The organism is Streptomyces sp. T028 (assembly GCF_048159505.1).
Lineage (GTDB): Bacteria > Actinomycetota > Actinomycetes > Streptomycetales > Streptomycetaceae > Streptomyces.
On sequence record NZ_JBLRVZ010000038.1, the window covers coordinates 103,853 to 121,054 of the forward strand.

At 69.9% G+C, this 17,202-nt stretch carries 15 protein-coding genes; 3 read left to right on the top strand and 12 right to left on the bottom strand.

Annotated features, from left to right (window positions below; all coding sequences use genetic code 11):
* Position 1: 1 nt before the first annotated feature.
* The 5 genes from ACLZN2_RS33770 to hemL all read right to left on the bottom strand — a co-directional run bounded on the left by ACLZN2_RS33770 (position 2) and on the right by hemL (position 4,920).
* Positions 2-775: a cytochrome c biogenesis CcdA family protein gene (locus tag ACLZN2_RS33770; protein WP_416983214.1), complete on the bottom strand. Its 774-nt coding sequence runs from the start codon at positions 773-775 to the stop codon at positions 2-4.
* 1 nt (position 776) lies between these two features.
* The gene (locus tag ACLZN2_RS33775; RefSeq protein ID WP_416983215.1) at positions 777-1,364 is read right to left on the bottom strand and encodes a TlpA family protein disulfide reductase; all 588 of its coding nucleotides are present in this window, start codon (positions 1,362-1,364) and stop codon (positions 777-779) included.
* A 66-nt stretch (positions 1,365-1,430) separates the two neighbouring features.
* Positions 1,431-2,729, bottom strand: a complete 1,299-nt coding sequence (locus ACLZN2_RS33780; protein ID WP_416983318.1) for a hypothetical protein — start codon at positions 2,727-2,729, stop codon at positions 1,431-1,433.
* A 146-nt stretch (positions 2,730-2,875) separates the two neighbouring features.
* Positions 2,876-3,604, bottom strand: a complete 729-nt coding sequence (locus ACLZN2_RS33785; RefSeq protein ID WP_416983216.1) for a histidine phosphatase family protein — start codon at positions 3,602-3,604, stop codon at positions 2,876-2,878.
* Complete coding sequence (gene hemL, locus ACLZN2_RS33790; protein ID WP_416983217.1) at positions 3,601-4,920, bottom strand: glutamate-1-semialdehyde 2,1-aminomutase; 1,320 nt, start codon at positions 4,918-4,920, stop codon at positions 3,601-3,603. The genes ACLZN2_RS33785 and hemL overlap by 4 nt, the downstream gene beginning before the upstream one ends.
* 371 nt (positions 4,921-5,291) lie before the next feature.
* Between hemL and ACLZN2_RS33795 the strand changes: the two genes are divergently transcribed.
* Entirely contained in the window at positions 5,292-5,954 is a 663-nt protein-coding gene (locus ACLZN2_RS33795) for a hypothetical protein (protein ID WP_416983218.1), read from the top strand.
* Between the two features lie 150 nt (positions 5,955-6,104).
* On the opposite strand, the gene ACLZN2_RS33800 is transcribed toward ACLZN2_RS33795, so the two are convergent.
* From ACLZN2_RS33800 to ACLZN2_RS33830, 7 genes are all read right to left on the bottom strand, one after another.
* Positions 6,105-7,241, bottom strand: coding sequence for a hypothetical protein (locus ACLZN2_RS33800; protein ID WP_416983219.1), 1,137 nt, complete (start codon positions 7,239-7,241; stop codon positions 6,105-6,107).
* 88 nt (positions 7,242-7,329) lie between these two features.
* Positions 7,330-9,411 (bottom strand): methyltransferase, FxLD system, encoded by a 2,082-nt coding sequence (fxlM, locus tag ACLZN2_RS33805; RefSeq protein WP_416983221.1) that lies wholly within the window; start codon positions 9,409-9,411, stop codon positions 7,330-7,332.
* 21 nt (positions 9,412-9,432) lie between these two features.
* Positions 9,433-10,707, bottom strand: a complete 1,275-nt coding sequence (locus ACLZN2_RS33810) for a lanthionine synthetase C family protein (protein ID WP_416983222.1) — start codon at positions 10,705-10,707, stop codon at positions 9,433-9,435.
* The gene (locus ACLZN2_RS33815) at positions 10,704-13,658 is read right to left on the bottom strand and encodes a lantibiotic dehydratase (RefSeq protein WP_416983223.1); all 2,955 of its coding nucleotides are present in this window, start codon (positions 13,656-13,658) and stop codon (positions 10,704-10,706) included. The genes ACLZN2_RS33810 and ACLZN2_RS33815 overlap by 4 nt, the downstream gene beginning before the upstream one ends.
* A gap of 217 nt (positions 13,659-13,875) precedes the next feature.
* Positions 13,876-14,055, bottom strand: a complete 180-nt coding sequence (locus tag ACLZN2_RS33820; RefSeq protein ID WP_016825826.1) for an FxLD family lanthipeptide — start codon at positions 14,053-14,055, stop codon at positions 13,876-13,878.
* Positions 14,056-14,244: 189 nt separating this feature from the next.
* Positions 14,245-14,433 carry a hypothetical protein gene (locus ACLZN2_RS33825; protein WP_381701893.1) on the bottom strand — a complete coding sequence of 63 codons (189 nt, stop codon included), beginning with the start codon at positions 14,431-14,433 and terminating at the stop codon, positions 14,245-14,247.
* A gap of 133 nt (positions 14,434-14,566) precedes the next feature.
* A complete protein-coding gene (locus ACLZN2_RS33830; protein ID WP_416983224.1) occupies positions 14,567-14,983 on the bottom strand; it encodes an ATP-binding protein in 417 nt (138 codons plus the stop codon).
* A 257-nt stretch (positions 14,984-15,240) separates the two neighbouring features.
* Between ACLZN2_RS33830 and ACLZN2_RS33835 the strand changes: the two genes are divergently transcribed.
* Together ACLZN2_RS33835 and ACLZN2_RS33840 are read left to right on the top strand one after the other, a co-directional pair.
* On the top strand, positions 15,241-16,494 hold the full coding sequence (locus ACLZN2_RS33835; RefSeq protein ID WP_416983226.1) for an XRE family transcriptional regulator: 1,254 nt from the start codon (positions 15,241-15,243) through the stop codon (positions 16,492-16,494).
* The gene (locus ACLZN2_RS33840; RefSeq protein ID WP_416983227.1) at positions 16,479-17,009 is read left to right on the top strand and encodes a GNAT family N-acetyltransferase; all 531 of its coding nucleotides are present in this window, start codon (positions 16,479-16,481) and stop codon (positions 17,007-17,009) included. Before ACLZN2_RS33835 ends, ACLZN2_RS33840 begins: the two co-directional genes overlap by 16 nt.
* Positions 17,010-17,202 lie beyond the last annotated feature (193 nt).

Consider the following 17,202-nt stretch of genomic DNA (forward strand, 5'->3'; position numbering starts at 1 on the left):
ATCAGATCCCCACAGTGAAGCCGGCGGACCAGGACTGCATGTCCTGCACGATGCGGTCCCACGCACCGGTCAGCAGCAGCAGTCCGGTCACGATCATCATGATGCCGCCGGCCCGCAGCACCCAGACATAGTGGCGCTTGACCCAGCCGAAGGCACCGAGCGCCTTGCGGAAGGCGACCGCGGCCAGGACGAACGGCACTCCGAGGCCGAGGCAGTAGGCGACGGTCAGTATGGCACCGCGGCCCGCGCTCCCCTGCTGGGAGGAGAGGGCGATCACGGAGGCGAGGGTGGGGCCGATGCACGGGGTCCAGCCGATGCCGAACAGCGCGCCGAGCAGCGGGGCGCCGACGAGCCCGGTGGCGGGCTTCTTGTGGAAGCGGAACTCGCGTGCGGTCATCCAGGGCATCAGGCCCATGAAGAAGACGCCCATGACGATCATGAGGACGCCGAGCACCTTGGACAGGACGCCCTGGTTCTCCTGGAGGGTCTGCCCGAAGTAGCCGAACAGGGCGCCGCTGGAGACGAACACGGCGGTGAAGCCGAGGACGAACAGGGATGCGCCGGCGACCATCCGCCCGCGCCGGGCCTCGGCCAGGTCGGTGCCGGTCACGCCGGTGACGTAGGAGAGGTAGCCGGGGACAAGCGGCAGGACGCAGGGGGAGAAGAAGGAGACGAGCCCGCCGAGCAGGGCGATGGGCAGGGCGAGGACCAGGGCGCCGTTGAGGACCGTGCCGTTGTAGCCGTCCGCCGCGGCGAGGGTGGTGAGCGCGCTCACGTCACTTCTCCGCGAGGACCGGAGCGATCATCTTGCGCAGCTTTTCCTCGCTGAGCGCGGCCAGCGAGCGCGCGGCGACCTTGCCGTCCCGGTCGATGACCAGCGTGGAGGGGATGGCCTGCGGGTTGAGCGTGCCCTTCTTGAAGCGGAGCATCAGCTTGCTGCTCGGGTCGTACAGGCTCGGGTAGGTGACGCCGAACCCCTTCTCGAAGGCGCGGGCGCTCTGCACCTTGGGGTCGGCGACGTTGATGCCGACGAACTGCACGCCCTGGGCCGCGAGGTCCTCGGAGACCTTCTGGAAGCCGGGGGCCTCGGCGCGGCAGGGGGAGCACCAGGACCCCCACACGTTCACGACGACGACCTTGCCCTTGTACGTCGACAGCGAGAGCTGCTGGTCGTCGATGGTCTTGCCGGACAGGTCGGGGGCCGCGTCGCGCTCGCCCTTCTCGACGGTGGAGATGCCGTCCTTGCCCATGATGAAGTTGGTGTCACCGCCCCCTCCGGAGATGCCTCCGGAGGTGCAGGCGGACAGCAGCACTGTCGCGGCGGCGGCGACGGCGAGGGACGCGGGGGTGCGGCTGGCACTCATGTGAAAAGTTTCGCATGTCCGTTCCGGGGATCTTGCGCACCCCCCTCACGGGCCGGAACCCGCATTTCAGGCGGCGGTTCCGGTGGGGCTCGGGGAGCTCGGGGAGCTCGCGGTGTCCTTCGTGAACTCCTTCCAGCCGCCGACCGGCGCCTGGCCGACGTCCAGGGTGCGCAGCTTGTCGAGGATCTCCGGCTTCTGTACGTCGATCCAGTCGACGAACTGGCGGAAGGAGACGAGGCGGACGTCCGCGCCGCTCTCCTTCTCGGCCGCGATGTGCTTGAAGGCCTCCTCGACGGCGTCCATGTAGATGCCGCCGTTCCACTGCTCGAAGTGGTTGCCGACGAAGAAGGGGGCGCGATTCGTCTCGTACGCCCGCTGGAATCCCTGTATGTACGCCTGGGCGGACTGCTTGCGCCAGCCCGGGTAGTTGTAGCTGGGCGCGTTGGTCGAGTTGACCGACTGGTTGGCGAGCATGTTGTAGTCCATGGAAAGGACCTCGAAACCGCGTCCGGGGAAAGGTATCTGCTGCAACGGCAGGTCCCAGAGCCCCTGCTTCTTCTGCGGCCACACCTGGCGCCCGCCCGGCGAGGAGGCGTCGTAGCGCCAGCCGAGCGCCTTGGCGGTGGGCAGCAGGTTGTCCTGGCCGAGGAGGCAGGGCGTGCGGCCGCCGACGAGTTCCTTGTCGTAGTCGAAGGGCAGGGCCGCGAGGTCGGTCCAGCCGGTGTTGGTCCGCCACTCCTTGACGAACTTCTTCGCCTGGTCGATCTCGCTGCGCCACTGCGCGGGCGTCCAGTTGCCGACCGAGCCGGAGCCGCCGCAGAAGTGCCCGTTGAAGTGGGTGCCTATCTCGTGGCCCTCCAGCCACGCCCGGCGGACGCCCTCGAGGGTCATCTTCACGTGCTCGTCGGTGAGGTAGCCGATGTCGGAGGCGCCGACCGGGTTGTTCGGCGGGTCGTAGAGCCGCTTCTTCGACTCGGGCAGCAGATACAGCCCGGAGAGGAAGAAGGTCATGGACGCGCCGTGCTCCTTGGCGAGGTCCAGGAAGCGGGGGAACAGGCCGTTGCCGACCTCGCCGGCGCCGTCCCAGGAGAAGACGACGAACTGCGGCGGCTCCTGGCCCGGCTCCAGCGGCACGGGCTTCACGGGCTGGTGGGGCTGCTTGCCGGTGAAGGAGGTGGAGCCGTCGCCGATGGGGCGGGCGGTGGCGGTCGGCTTGGGCGAGCCCTTCCTGCCCGGGCCGCCCTTGCCGGAGCCGCCCGCGGGAGAGGGTTCGGTACTCGTCAGGCTCCCGCATCCGACGAGTCCGGCAGCGGCGGCGGCCCCGGCACCGAGTCCGAGTGCTCCCCTTCGGGTGATGGCGCGCATAACAGTCCCGTTCGTCGCGTCCTGGGTGGTCACCCGTTGAGAGGACGCGACGAACGAGCGGGTTCCGCTCATACGTCCGGATTCGGTAACAGCGGACGCTCAGGAAGCACCCAGACACGGCCGGAATGCGTTGCGCGCGGTGGGCGCTAGGCCCCGAACGCCTTGCCCTGACCCGGCGCCTGTCCCTTCACCGGCTTGGCACCGGCCCGCAGATGGGCCGGTACGAGGTCGATGGCGGGCTCGGTGTAGCCGACGGAGACGATCCGGTCGCCCTGGTAGGTGAACGTCGTCAGGGAGGCGAGCGTGCACTGCCGCTTGCGCGGGTCGTGCCACAGCCGGCGCCGCTCGACGTAGGACCGCACGATCCAGATCGGCAGCTGATGGCTGACCAGCACGGCCTCGTGCCCGCGGGCCGCGTCCTTGGCGGCGTCCAGCGCGCCCTTCATCCGGACGACCTGGTCGACGTACGGCTCGCCCCAGGACGGCCTGAACGGGTTGACGAGGTGCTTCCAGTTCCCGGGGTTCTTCAGCGCCCCGTCGCCGACGCCGAAGGTCTTGCCCTGGAAGACGTTGCCGGCCTCGATGAGCCGCCCGTCGGTGGCGAGGTCGAGCCCGTGCGCCTTGGCGATCGGGGTCGCCGTCTCCTGCGCCCGCTCCAGCGGCGACGCGACGACGTACCGGATGTCCCGGGAGGAGAGGTGCTCGGCGACCCGGTCGGCCATCTGCCGGCCGAGCTCGGAGAGGTGGTAGCCGGCGAGACGGCCGTAGAGGATCCCGTCCGGGTTGGCGACCTCGCCGTGCCGCATGAGGTGGACGACGGTGAGGTCGCTGTTGCTCTTGGGGCTTTTGCTGGGGCTGTTGTTGGGGCTGGTCATGCTGCTGTGGCCTCCGCAGCCGCTCGGGCCGCCGCCGGGAGGGCGTCGGCGATCCGCTGGATGGCCCGGTCGTCGTGGGCCGTGGAAACGAACCAGGACTCGAAGGACGACGGCGGCAGATAGACGCCGTTCGCCAGCAACGAGTGGAAGAAGGCGGTGAACCGGAAGGACTCCTGCGCCTTGGCGTCCTCGTAGTCGCGCACCGGCCGGTCGGTGAAGAACACCGAGAACATGTTGGAGGCGCTCTGCAGCGTGTGCGCGACGCCTTCCTTGGTGAGCGCCTCGGAGACGAGCGCCTGGATCCGCTCGGAGGCGGTGTTGACCTTGGTGTACGCCGCGTCGTCGAGGAGGCGGAGCTGGGCGAGGCCGGCGGCGGTGGCGACCGGGTTCCCGGAGAGGGTGCCGGCCTGGTAGACGGGCCCGGCGGGCGCGAGGTGCGCCATGACGTCGGCGCGCCCCCCGAACGCGGCGGCGGGGAACCCACCGCCCATGACCTTCCCGAAGGTCATGAGGTCGGGCCGTACGCCGTCGATCCCGAACCACCCGGCGCGGCTGGTCCGGAACCCGGTCATCACCTCGTCGGAGATGAACAGGGCGCCGTTGGCCCGGCAGGCGTCCTTGAGTCCCTGGTTGAAGCCGGGCAGCGGCGGGACGACGCCCATGTTGCCCGGGGAGGCCTCGGTGATCACGCAGGCGATCTCACCGGGGTGCCGGTGGAAGGCCTCCTGCACGGCCTCCAGGTCGTTGTACGGCAGCACGATGGTGTCGCCGGCCTGGGCGCCGGTGACACCGGGGGTGTCGGGCAGCGCGAAGGTCGCGACCCCGGACCCGGCCGCGGCGAGCAGCGAGTCGACGTGCCCGTGGTAGCACCCGGCGAACTTGATCACCTTCGTCCGCCGGGTGAACCCACGGGCGAGGCGGATCGCGGACATGGTCGCCTCGGTCCCGCTGCTGACGAGCCGCACCTGCTCCAGCGGCTCGATCCGCTCGACCATCTCCTCGCCGAGGGCGACCTCGCCCTCACCGGGTGTACCGAAGGAGGTACCGCGGGCGACGGCCTCCTGGACGGCGGCGATCACCTCGGGGTGCGCGTGCCCGAGGATCATGGGCCCCCAGGAACAGACGAGGTCGACGTACTCCCGCCCGTCGGCGTCGGTCAGATACGGGCCGGTTCCGGACACCATGAAACGGGGCGTCCCGCCCACGGCGCGGAAGGCACGGACCGGCGAGTTCACACCGCCCGGCGTGACGGCGGCCGCGCGGTCGAACAGGGCCTGCGAGACAGGCGCATCGTATGAATAGGGCAGTTCGCTCATGACCTGCGGCTTCTCCGACCTTCTCCGACTTGCTGGACTCCGGTTGCCAGTGACTTCCCAGGGTAGGCCAGCGGGGGTGGCTGACCACGGGGCGGGAAGGCGGTGGGCCGCGGGGCAGGGAGACGGTGGAGGCGGTGGCCCCTCCCCCGCCGGCCGTCATCTGCGAAACTGAGACGGACCGAGCCTGATATGAGACGGACTGAGGCTGATAGACGTAGCTCACAACGACCGAGTGTCGAGGGGCTGCGAAGATCCTGCGGGCAGGTGTTTCAACGCACGTTTCGGCGGGCGACCGTGGGGGAGGTCACTGACACGATGATCGGGTTGCGCGGCCGGGGCCACGCGTCCTAGAAAAGCAGTCGGGTGGAGATATGCATCGCGGTGGCGGACTGGGCGAGGGGACTGATGACCTGGGTCCTCGACGTGCCCGGCGGGGGAAGCACCGGCGCGACGCGGAGGAAGCCAACGAGGGACGTGACGAAGCGCGTCGGAGCCAGGGCATGAACCAGGGTGTACCGAATGACCCCGAGCAGGGCGACCGGCGAGTCGACCGCCGGGTCGATCGCCTCCGGGCGGGGAGCAGGAATGGTGGTCGGGTGGGGGTGACGTACAAGTACTTCGGCGCGCCGGACGGCGCGACCGCGGCCCGCGTCCCGATCTCGATGCGCCCCGAGGAACTCGGCGGCGACGAGCTCGGCATGGGCGGCATGTTCACCAAGATCAAGCCCGAGACGATGGCCGCGATGGTCCTCACGGGCATCGAAGGCGTCCCCCTGCACAAGGTGCCCCCGCTCGAACTGGTCGTCCTCCACCCCGACTACGCGGTCGTGAAACTCCCCATGACGGTCGTCGACCCCCTGCGCGACATAGGCGAGGAGGCGGTCGGCGCGGCAGCCTTCATCTGGTCGACGGTCCCGGACCGGGGCGGCCCGCGCGACGCGTTCAACGTGTACCAGCTGCTGCACGAATGGCAGGACTTCAGCCATCGGTTGCATGAGGCGGGGCATCAACCTTATTGCCTTGTTTGGCCCTGACCTGGGGTTTCGCTGGATTGGGGCGGGGTTCTACGACCCCGCCCTCGCCATGGGGTCAGGTCCGGCCGGCATGTCGGCCGGGCTCACGCCCAGATCCCGCGCAACCTTCGTGATCGTCTTGTCGGCGAGCTCCCAGGCTCGCGCGTTCCATCAGGCTCTCTCCGCAGAGGGTGTACGTCCGGCATCGAACGGCTGCACGAGACTCGCCCGGATCACGCGGTCGCTGGCGCGTAAAGCCGATGCCAGTTCTCCCTGCAGCTCGTCTGGGATGGTCCCTGCGCCGAGGGCGCAGGCGCGCACCAACGCGCGACAGTCCTGCACTTGCCGGTCCGTGGCGATCTCGGTGAACAGAGGATGAGCCAAGTTCTCGCGGGCCACGTAGCCGTCTTCGGCGTCCGTCGTCCTGCGGTGGAGGTCCTCCACGATGCGGTGCGCGGCGAGCGCCCCGGCGGAGCCGATCGCGTCGAGGACTGTAAGTCCGAGCCGGGTGTCGAAGACGGTCATCCCAGGTTCGGTCTTCCGGCCCAGGTAGGCCGTCACCAGGTCCGCCAGGTGGCCGTCGATCGGCTCCCCGGCGTCGTGGCGGCATAGAACGGTCAGACATGCCGTGACGGCTTGCTCCCACGGATCGCCGGGCATCGTGTCGGCAAGGAGGGCAGCTGCCCACGCGGTGTCACCCGCAGCGAGGGCGGTGAGTACGGCGACCTGTCGACCGTCGAGCATCCGCTGTCCGATGCCATGGTGGGCTTCGATGTGCGCCAGGGCCTCGGCCCAGCGTCCCTCGGTCGTGAGAGTGCGTGTGCCGTCTGCGAGGAGGACGCGCCACAGCCACGCGCGGACCTCATGGCGGTCTTCGCCGGTCGCCGTGAGGTCCGCGGATACGGTGACGCCCTCGAACCGGGCGGCTGTGCCCGCCTCGACGGCCTTGTACAGGTTGAGGAGTCGTTGACGGCCCTCATCGGCGTGGCCGGCGCGGATCTGGAGGCGAGCGAGATTGACGACGGGTTCCAGTCCTCGGATCGCGCTCATGCCGGGGAGGGGGCAGGCGTGGAGGTAGGCGGCGGCGTGCTGGTGGCACATCTCTCGGGCGAGGTCGGGGAGGTCGAGGTCGGAGGCGATGAGCGCGGCCTGGTTGTAGACGGCCGATGCAAGCCCTTGGTCGCCCTTCTTCACAGCAGAGTCGGCGAGTTCGACAAGGCTGCGCACGCGCTTGGGCAAGGGCAGGCAGGCGGGCCGGAATCGGGCGACGAGCGGGAAGCGCTGGGCTGTGGGTCCGTGCGGGTCCATGGATCCCCCGGGGCGAGAATGAGGACTGGTGAGGCGACGGTGCCCGCCAGCCGTGTGCCAGCGGGCGCCGTCCGCTACGTGCGGGGCGTCATCGCCAGTCGACGACGATGCGGTTCAGCGGGGTGTCGAGAGCGAAGAGGCTGGGGCGCTCTTCGATGGCGGGGGCGTCGAGGGGCTGGATCTCGAACGTGGCCTCACGGCCTCGGTACTCCCTGTCCCAGGTGCGGATGGTGTCGGCGACCTTCGCGGCCAGTTCGTCGCTGCCGGGGCCGTGGCCGATGACGCCGAACTCCCAGAGCTTGTCGCCCTCGGGGGTCTTCTCCTTGGACAGGCGCCGGGCGAGGTAGGTGACGGCGCCCTTGTCGACGACCGCGGTCGACGAGGGGTAGGGGTCCTCGGTGAGCAGTGTGCCCTTGACACTCTGGGGGAACAGCATCCGGATCAGACCGGAGGGCAGGGAGCAGGTGACGAACAGTTCCATCCACTCCGGCGACTCCATGGCGCGGACCGTCATGCCGGTCCACTCCTCGGTGCGCGGCTGGTCAAGTACACCCGCGAGGGTGTCGGCGTCGATGCTGAGCCCGGCGGGGGCCTGGAGTCGTACGGCGCCGTCCGTACTGAGCGGGATCACTCGGCGGTCGTCGTCAGCGATGCCCCGCCGAAGCGGCATGAAGGTGTTCATCTCGCTGCCGAGGGACACCCACCGGCCGTCGCGCTGCTCGTAGGCGATGGAGCGGGAGACGGTGCCCTTGAGGCGCTGGGGGACGAGGAGCCGGCCGCCGGGTGCGAGCTGCTGCAGCCAGGCGTGCGGTACGCCGTGCGCGCCGACCGTGGCGATGATCCGGTCGTACGGCGCTGCTTCGGCGTAGCCGAGTGCCCCGTCGCGGGTCAGGGCCTCGACGTTGGTGATTCCGGCGGCGGCGAGGTGCGTGCGGGCACTCTCCACGAGGTCGTCGTCGACGTCGAGGGTGGTCACGTGTCCGCTCTCACCGATCAGGTGGGCGAGCAGACCGGCGTTGTAGCCAGTGCCGGCGCCGAGTTCGAGGATGCGCTCGCCGGGCTGGGCTCCGAGCTGGTCCAGCATGAGGGCGACGACGCCCGGCTGGGAGGCGCAGGAGATGGACGTGCCGTCGGTGTCGTACTTGATGTGCACCGGTGCGTTGGCGTAGGCGTCTTCGAGTGACGCCTCGGGCACGAACACGTGGCGGGGCACAGCGCGCAACGCGGTTTCGACAGCGGGCGTGCGGGCGTGCGCGTCCGCACGGAGCTGGTCGACCAGGGCGTTGCGGAGGCGCTCGGCGTCCGCCGTGGGGGTGGTGATCGTGTCGATGTTCACCGCGCTGACGCTAGCGATGTCGGCCATTGCCTCGGTGGGCGACTCGGTGTGGTCACTCGTTCCCATGACTACCTCTCGTGCGATGTGGGACAGGGCGCTCTGGTCGTCGCGGAGGAGACCGGCGCGGTTGGCGTGGAAGATCGCGTGGTGGGCGATGACGGCTCGCAGGCCACGGGTGAGGGCGCCGCGGCCTGCGAGTTCGGCGAGCGTGGCTCCGGCTCGTTCGAAGGCGGTTACCCATTCCTCGTGTGCGTGGAGTGGGCCATCCGGGCGGCAGAGGCTGTGGGCGTCGGCGGTCATGAGCTTGCGCATGGCCGGGGCCAGTTCGGCGGCTTGTTTGGGTGGTGGTGGATTGGTGGCCGGTCGAAGGGCCGCTACGTTCGCCCATACGTCGCCCTGTTCGAACCAGTCGAGTCCAGCACCGCGCATCATGACGCTCGCCAGCAGGACGGCGGTCTCCCGGCGCCCGAAGTGCGTCGGGTTCGGCTGGTAGGTGAGCAGGTGGCGGGAGTCGCTGTGGAACAGTTCGTGGGCTGCATCCATGGCCTCGGGTCCGCCGAACGTGTCGGTCTCGGGCTCGTAGACGCAGGGCAGGCACGACACGGCCACGCCGTCGCCGATGAGATCGCTCAGGAGCAACTCAATGGATGGCGAGGGCTTGTCCGCGAGGTAACGCAACGGCCAGGGCTGCTTGTTCATGAACCACCAGCCGGTGAGCTGCCCGTCGGCCTCGGCCTCGATCAGGGCGGGGCCGAGGCGTTCGGCGATGGTGCGCCGGGCGCTCTCGCGGTCGGAGAAGGTGATGTTGTGCTGCTGCCAGCGGTCGGGAGGCATAGAGGTCCTTCGGTCGGTGGATCAGGCAATAAGGAGGCATGCGTCCCAGGCGGACCGGGGTGGTGCCGCGGTGCTGGGAGAGAGGAGGGCCAGGGCTACGCCCGCGGCGCCGTCGAGGAGGCCGGGGCCGCCCTTCTCGTCCTGAATGAGCGCCGTGGCCATGACTTCGGGGTCGGTGCCCGGTGGGATGACCGCAGCCAGGAGGGCCGGGATCGCGGCGCGGAGTTGGCCCGCGGTCGAGGGGTGAGCGTCGTCGGCTGTACGCGTGACAGCGTGGGCGAGGCCGGCGAAGCCGTGGCAGAGGCCGTTGTCCGTCGTGGCCTTCAGCTGTCCGGGGTCAGCGAGGGCGGCCACGAGTGCGTTCTCCGCGTCGATCTGGCGGCTGGTATCGCCGAGGGCGAGCGCGGCAAGTTGCTGGGCGCGGGCGAGGCCGGCGGTGCCGTAGCACCAGGACGGCCGCCTGAGGGCTGACGGGACGAGACGCCCCCTGCGTAGCTCGCCCTGGGTGACCCAGTACGGCCAGGCCGGTCCGCCGTCGGCCTTCTGCTTCCAGCGGTCCAGCCAGGTCAGGATGGTGCGCAGAGCCGCATGGTGCCCGTCGGTGACGGAGCCGTTCCGAGCGGCGAGGGCCAGGAGCGCGAGGACGCCGCCGATGCCGTGCGCCATACCGGTGTTGGCGTGTCCACCGGGGAATCGGTCGTCCGGGTTGCCGGAGGGTCCGGTCTCCGTCCACCAGCCCGGCAGGGTCTCGCCGTGGTGGGTGATTGGTTCGGTGAGGCGCACGCAGTAGTCGAGAACGGCGCGCAGCGTGGGGCTGCCGGGGTTTCGGCGGAGTAGGTAGGCGCCGTTTCCGGTGATGCCCCGGATGGCGTCGAACTCGGCGAGCTGCGGCAGGCGTCCGGCGTCGATGCGGCGGTGCGCGGCATCGAGACGGCGCCCGACATCGGCCGCGATCTGTCCGTCCACCGCGTCAAGGGCACGCTGGTAGGAGCCGGGAAGGTAATCGGCCGCACAGGCCAGGGCATGGGCGAAGGCGGGCGCCCCGTAGAACGGGTGGCTGTCCGGACCGCTGGTAAGCGGCTGCCGGGAGGCGGCGGCGAGCCAGGCGTGGGCGCGGTGCCATGAGCCGAGTCCGTTCGCGGCCAGCTCGATGTGCAGCAGGGCGATTCCGGGTGGGCCGTAAGCAAGGTGCTGCCGGTCCGAGGTCAGCGTCCTGGAGCCGAGGGGCACGGTGTCGGGATCGGCGAGCTGGGCGGCGATGGCGTCGACCAGGCCGAGCGCGGCGTGGGCAGTCACGACGCCCTCGCCCTGGTGCGGGCGGCCCAGGCCAGGGCAGCGGCGCGCGCCAGGTAGAGGCATACCTCTTCCTCCGGGAAGTTCACGGCGACGTGGCGCACGAAGTGGACGTGCAGCAGGGAGGTCAGGACGTCGTCGACGGCGATGCCCTGGGTGTCCGGGCCGGGCAGGTGCGGCCGGTACGCGACGAGTGCCGCTTCCCGGTCGGCCCATCCGGACACGATGGCGTCTCCGCCTGGGACCCTGCGCAGGGCCGACCAGACGTCGCTCGGGTCGGCGAGCCGTACAGCCTCGGTGAACTGCGGGCGTGGAACGGGCACCGGTGCGGTCGGCGAGACATGGTCGATCAGCCACTGCATCCCAGCCTGGGTGGTGCCGAGGAACGCGGAGGCGATGGCGGCGGTGTGGGCCACCACCAGGGCGCGCAGTCCGGGGCGCTGTGGCTGCGCGAGCTGGGCCAGGATGGCGCGCGAGTCCGCCCGGAAGACCTCCTCAGCCGCCTCCCATGCGGTGCCGGAGCCCCAGCGGCCCATCTCACGGTAGGAGGTGGGATAGCGCAGGTCGGCCAGCAGGCCGATGCTTCGTAGCTCGTCGGCCCAGGCGCTCACCGTTCGGGCCGTGTCGGCGAAGGCTTCCGGGTTGTTGAGGGCGATGCGTACGCGGAGGTGTTGATCAGGGTCGCGGAAGCGGATGAACCACCATGGCGGGTTACCGAGTTGTTCGAGAAGGCCAGGCAAGTGCCGGGAGAGCAAGATGTCTTGGCGGCGTGGGTCGCCGTACAGAGCGGCTAAAAGAACTGGGGAAGCGGCGGGCGTCTGCATCTGGGCCGCAGACAGGGCACGGGTCCGGCTGGGGGATGGCAGTGGCGGCCATGCCGACGGCCTGGTTGCTTTGAGTGGCACCACGACCTCGTGGGCTCGCCCGCCGCACCAGCCGTACGCCTCTGGTTCCGGGGCCTCAACGAGCACGGCCAGGTGGGAATGGTCGAGGTGTCTGCGCAGGAGCGCACGATGGCCGGCCTCGTCGAGGTCGAGGAAGAGGCGCCGGTCGTCCTCTACGAGGTAAGCGCGGCGCGGCAGCCTCCGCCGGGCACGCCAGTCGCTTAGCGCAGCGTCCCACTCGGCCCGAGGGCTGGCATGGACGGGCAGTTCGGACGCTTCCAGCCGCCAGCGTGCCGGGGCCAGCACGGTCCGGCCGTACCGCAGACGTGGAAGGAACGGCATGGCTGCTGCGGCGCCCCAGTCGAAGACAGTGACCTGCGCGCACTGGGCGCGGGACAGTTCGGTGAGGAACCGCACCAGCGGCGGGGTGTGGGTGTGGAGGTTCAGAGCGTGCATCGCGATGACCTCGACGCGATGTCCGCGCTCGGGGGCGGCGAGGTACATACGGCGGCCGTCGCACCCCACAGCCAAGTCCTCCGGGGTGAGGACGATGTCCTGCGGGGCGCGGTGCTCCTGAAGGCTGATCACGGTGGGTAAAACCTGTGGGGAGCGGGTGACATGGGCGTTCTCGGGGAGCAGGGGAGGGAAGGAGAGCTGCGCGGGCATGGTGTTGCCGTCTGCGGCGGGGAGGTCGGCAAGCTCTGTGACCAGGGCCTCCCGCTCGGCGGGGGCCAGGACGCTGAGGAATCGGCCCGTGGAGACGCCGGCGCCTCGGGACACGCTCATGACCTCCAGCCGGAACCGCCCGAGCTGCAATTCCTCTAGGCTGGCCGCGTGCACCCGCACTCCGATCTCCAAGTGCGGTGGCAGCCGAGGCTCGTCGGGACCCACGTCCAGGGCCTCAATCTGTTCGTCCGTGAGGATCACTTCGTCGCGGCCGTCGAGCGCGGCGGTCTGAGCGAGCCGTACGAGGGCGTCATCCCGAGCGGTGACGCGGGGCCTGGGTGCGCCGGCCGGAGCGCCTGGGTAGCCGTCGGGATAGCCGGTGCCGCTGTCCGCCACGGCCTCCGTGAGCGGCACCATCGTGCCGATGCCGTACCGCTCGTAGAACCGCTGGTGGTACTCGTTCCACGCGGCGGTCCCGTACGGGCGGATGCTCAAGCGGGTCAGGATGAGAGCGGCGCGCTCGATCTCTCGGGCGACCACTTCCGGCAGAACGATCTGCGCGTCCAGGCGGAGGTCGAGCGCTACGGGATGGCGACGCAGGCCAGCAACGAGGTCTCGCATCCGCGCCGCGACGCTGTCCCGGCCGCCGTGCGTGGCGCACTCCCCCAGGCCCGCCCGGACCGCGTGGAGTTCGCGTACGGTCTCCGCGACCGGGGCGAGGCTTCCAGCGTCGATCGCGTCGAGTTGGCCCACCAGATACCCGAGGCCATCGGTCTCGGTGCTCGGAGCGTGCAGGCCCGTGATCAGAACCCGCCGCCGGATCAACTCCGCCAGCAGTTGACGCGCCTTCTCGGGACCGGCCCCGGGGAACTCCGCCTGGAGCTTGTCCACGAGAGTGCCGAACCGGATCGGCGCCCGGGTCGCGGCCAGGACCGCGCGCACCGGTCCGGTCAGGGCCAGAGACGCCTCGACCGCGCGCGTCCGGTCGTCCTGGACGTCGGGCTGGAACGGCACGATGAGCCGGTCCCCCCGGTACGTCACGGTGTTGTTGACGACGACGGGCAGCCGTTCGAGGAGGTCCGGGCACGACTCCAACCGTTCGACCACGGCAGCCAGCCACTCTGCCCCCGCCCGGCCGACGGCCACGTGCTCCTCGCCCCAGTCGGCCCGCGCCTGCGGGCCGAACCCTGCGGTGGCCACGCCGGCGAACAGGCCAAAAGGTGTCGCCCGGTGCTGGGCCCGCAGCAGGTAGCGGGCCACGGACAGCGCCGCGCGCCGCACATCCCGAAGGGCGGGATGCTCGGCCGTGCACAGAGCCCGTACCTGCGCGGCCAGGACCGGGCTGGAGTGTTGGAGCGCCTCGGCGACGTCCTTGTTCGCCCAGACCGCGCGTAGCCACGCCACGCGGGCAGACGAACCACTGGGCGAGCGGTCATCGAGGTCAGGGCACGGAGGCACCGGCAGCGACGGCCGGGCCACGGCGCGCACGAGAGCGGTGGAACCGGTGCGGAACGCTGCGGGCGGAGCAACCACCAAGTACCTCCGTAGGTGAGGGGACGGGCGGCTGGTGCCGCCGCGCGGAGACGCAGCGGCACCAGACCGGGGTGATCCGGGGTCCGGGTCAGGCGACGTTGGTGGTGCAGGCGCCGCAGGTGGACCCGCAGTTGTCGTCGGTCAGGTTGACCAGGCCGGCCGGGTCGGCGATCTCGACGAGGGAGACGTCCAGGTCGAAGCCGTCCGACGCCCCGGGGATCTGGGGGCGTACTTCGGTGCGGCTGGGAACTACAGTGCTGCGCGTCATGCTTCAACTCCTTTTAATCGTTGGGGTGTTAATGGGCTGGAGCGCCCACCAGGTGCCGTCACGGGAGCGTTGCCAGACGGCTGCTCCCCGGACGGCTCCTGGCCGCCCGGCACGAGGGGACGTACTCCGCGTAGGAAGTCCTCGCGGGCTGCCTCCCTCACGCCGGGAAGTCGTGTGCCGGGTGTCTGATCAAGCGGATGCCGGTCGCCGCTCCATGAAGTAGGCGAGCGCCTGGGCCTGGAGGCGATCGAGGCACGGCTCGCACGCGTAGAAGGGGGCGTGCTGCCCGTCCCACTGCACCGGGCCGAGCCAGATCACCAGGACTCCGGTACGTCCGCAGCCGAGCCAGCAATCACCGGTGATCCACGGCCACTCCACGGAAGGACGCCCCCGTTCTCAGCTGGTCGGGATAGTCGATCTGGCGGCCTGGCAGTGGGGAGCGCAGGCCCAGAGCTGGAACGGTCGCCGATCAGTTCCTCAGAGGTCATGAGCCGTAAGGAGATGCGCGGGGTCAGCATGCGTCCGACGCCCTCAGCTCGGCCCAGACGAGCTTGCCCCAGCGATGCAGGTCGTAGCCCCATCGCCAACTCAGGGTCTCCACCAGGAGCAGGCCACGGCCATTCTCGGAGTCGCCGTCAGGGCAGCCCGGCTTCGGGGTGTCACGGCACTTGTCGGCAACGCCGATCCGGACCACCTCGTCCGTCTCACGCCGCACCACGATACGAACGACGCGACACCGCGTGTGGTCCACAGCGTTGTTGATCAGCTCCGAGACGATCAGCGTCCCGACTTCGGCCAACTCGCCTATACCCCAGGTGTTCAGAGCGGCGGACACAAGCAGACGGGCGCGGCGCGCTGATTCCGGCTCGCACGGCACGGTCTCGGTGTAGCCGGGAGCGCCTGTCGCTGTCGGTCTGGCTGAGGTCATGGTCACGGGTCATCCCTCCGAGGTTGGACGCCCACCCCCGCAGCGGGTGCGTCGGGGCGGGCTCTCCTCCATGCCGACGGGGGGCGGGGAAGGGGAACCTGGCCCGCCCCCCGTCGGCTGATACCGAGTCAACGACCTCTGACCGGGCGGGAACAGGAAGAGTGGCACCCCACCCGGCTGCACAGAACCAGAAGACTTTGCGTCCCCGTGACCTCGGGTCTGGTTCGGTCGGTGACCACAGGGCTACCGTCGGTGTCATGGGAGCGAACGCCGTCCTCAAGAGCCGGATGAAGGAACTCGGGCTCACCCAGGACGAATTGGCCGGTCGGATGAACGCTGCGCTGGCAGAGATCACCGGCAGGCCCGGTGACGTCTCCGACCGAACGGTCCGCAATCTGCTGAACGGCACCTCTCGCCGCCCCATCGGACGCACATGCGCGGCTCTGGAGCGGGTGTTCAGCTGCCGTGTCGAGGACTTAGGGTTCAGCGCACCACGCACCATGCAACACCCGCAGGAGGACCCCGTGCGGCGTCGTGCCTTCCTCGCCTCGGCCACCGGGACCGCGGCCGCCGCCGTGCCCTTGGTGGCCCAGCGACGCGCCGTCGGCATGTCGGACGTGGCCAGAGCAGCCGCCGGAATGAACGCCCTCCTCGACGCGGATGACCACCGGGGGGGACACGCGCAGTTGGAGCGGGACGCTCTCCGTGGCCGTGACGCCGTCCTGGCGTTGCAGCAGCGCAACGCCTCCGAGCGCGTCCGCCGAGCCCTGTACGCGCTGGCCGCCGAGTACACGGGCATGGCGGCCTGGTCCTGCATCGACGTACGCGATCTGGATCAGGGCCTGCGCCACCTGAACGAGGCCGCGACATACGCGGGCCTCTCCCAGGACGGGCTCACGCACATGCGCGTGTGGGTCAGCCTCTCCGCGCTGGCCTACCAGCGCGGAAACTGGCCCGAAGCGCTCGCGGCGGCGCAGGCCGCACAAGCCTCGCAGGAGGCGCGCAGGGACCCGTTCTTCGATTCACTGAGCAAGATCCGCACGGCTCTCGCGTACGCACCTCTCGGCGACAGCCGCAGCGCGCTGCGCTCACTCGGATCCGCTCAGGACAGCCTTGCCAAGGCCCCGGAGCGGGAGCGTCCACGGTGGACAGCTTTCTATGGCCCGGGCGAACTCAACCACCTGGGCGCCATCGTCCAGAACCGCAGCGGCCGCCACACCCACGGCGAAGCCATGGCACACCGCGCCCTGACCAGGATCCCGCCCGCCTTCCGTCGCAACAGGGCGATGGTGACGATCCAGCTCGCCCTCGCCCAACTCCATCAAGGAGACATCGATCAGGCCACGACCACGGCATCCGAGGCCTTCACGATCATGGATAACAATCCCCTGCCCGGTCGGATGCGCACGAGGATCGGCGACTTCCACCGGGACCTGTTCCATCTGGCCCCCTCCACCGCCTCAGCGCGGGAGTGGGCGGACCGCATGCGGGACGAATGGAGCCGAGCGTGATCAACCTGCGGCATTTCAAGCACGGCAGCCTCCCCGAGGGCTTCCGCCAGATGCTGATCGACGTGCACGACGACGCCTACGCCGACGCCATGGACGACCCGTTCAACCAGCGCTTCGCGTGGTTCGTAGACCACTGGTCGGACGCGGAGGGCTTCACCTGCGTGGTGGCGTACGACGGGGAGGAGCGGACCGGTTTCGCCTACGGCGCTCCGGCCACACCCGGCCGGGAATGGTGGCGCTCCACCCCCTATGAACCGGCCGACAGCCACACTTCCACCTACGCGGTGTCCGAGATCATGGTGCGGCCCCCATGGCGCAAGCAAGGCATCTCCGAGCAACTGCACGAGGCGCTGCTGAGCGAGCGTCCGGAAGACCTGGCCGTGCTCCTGGTCGACGTCACACACCCCAAGGTGCAGGCACTGTACGAGTCATGGGGTTACGTGAAGGTCGGCGAGCGGCAACCCTTCGCCGACTCACCGCTGTTCGCGGTCATGGTGAGAAACCTTCGAGCCTAACCCCGCTACCGACGCACCGCGCCAAGGTTCCAGCAGTCGCCGGTCCGGAGATCCGGCGTCACGTCTCTGGTCGTCAAAGAGCGATCAGGCGGCTGTCGAACCCGGCGCGCACGGCCATTCCGAGAGACTAGCGCGATGCCGCAGATTGAAAGGACCTATAGGCGACCCTGCTCACCAACAGGCTCTCCTGCAC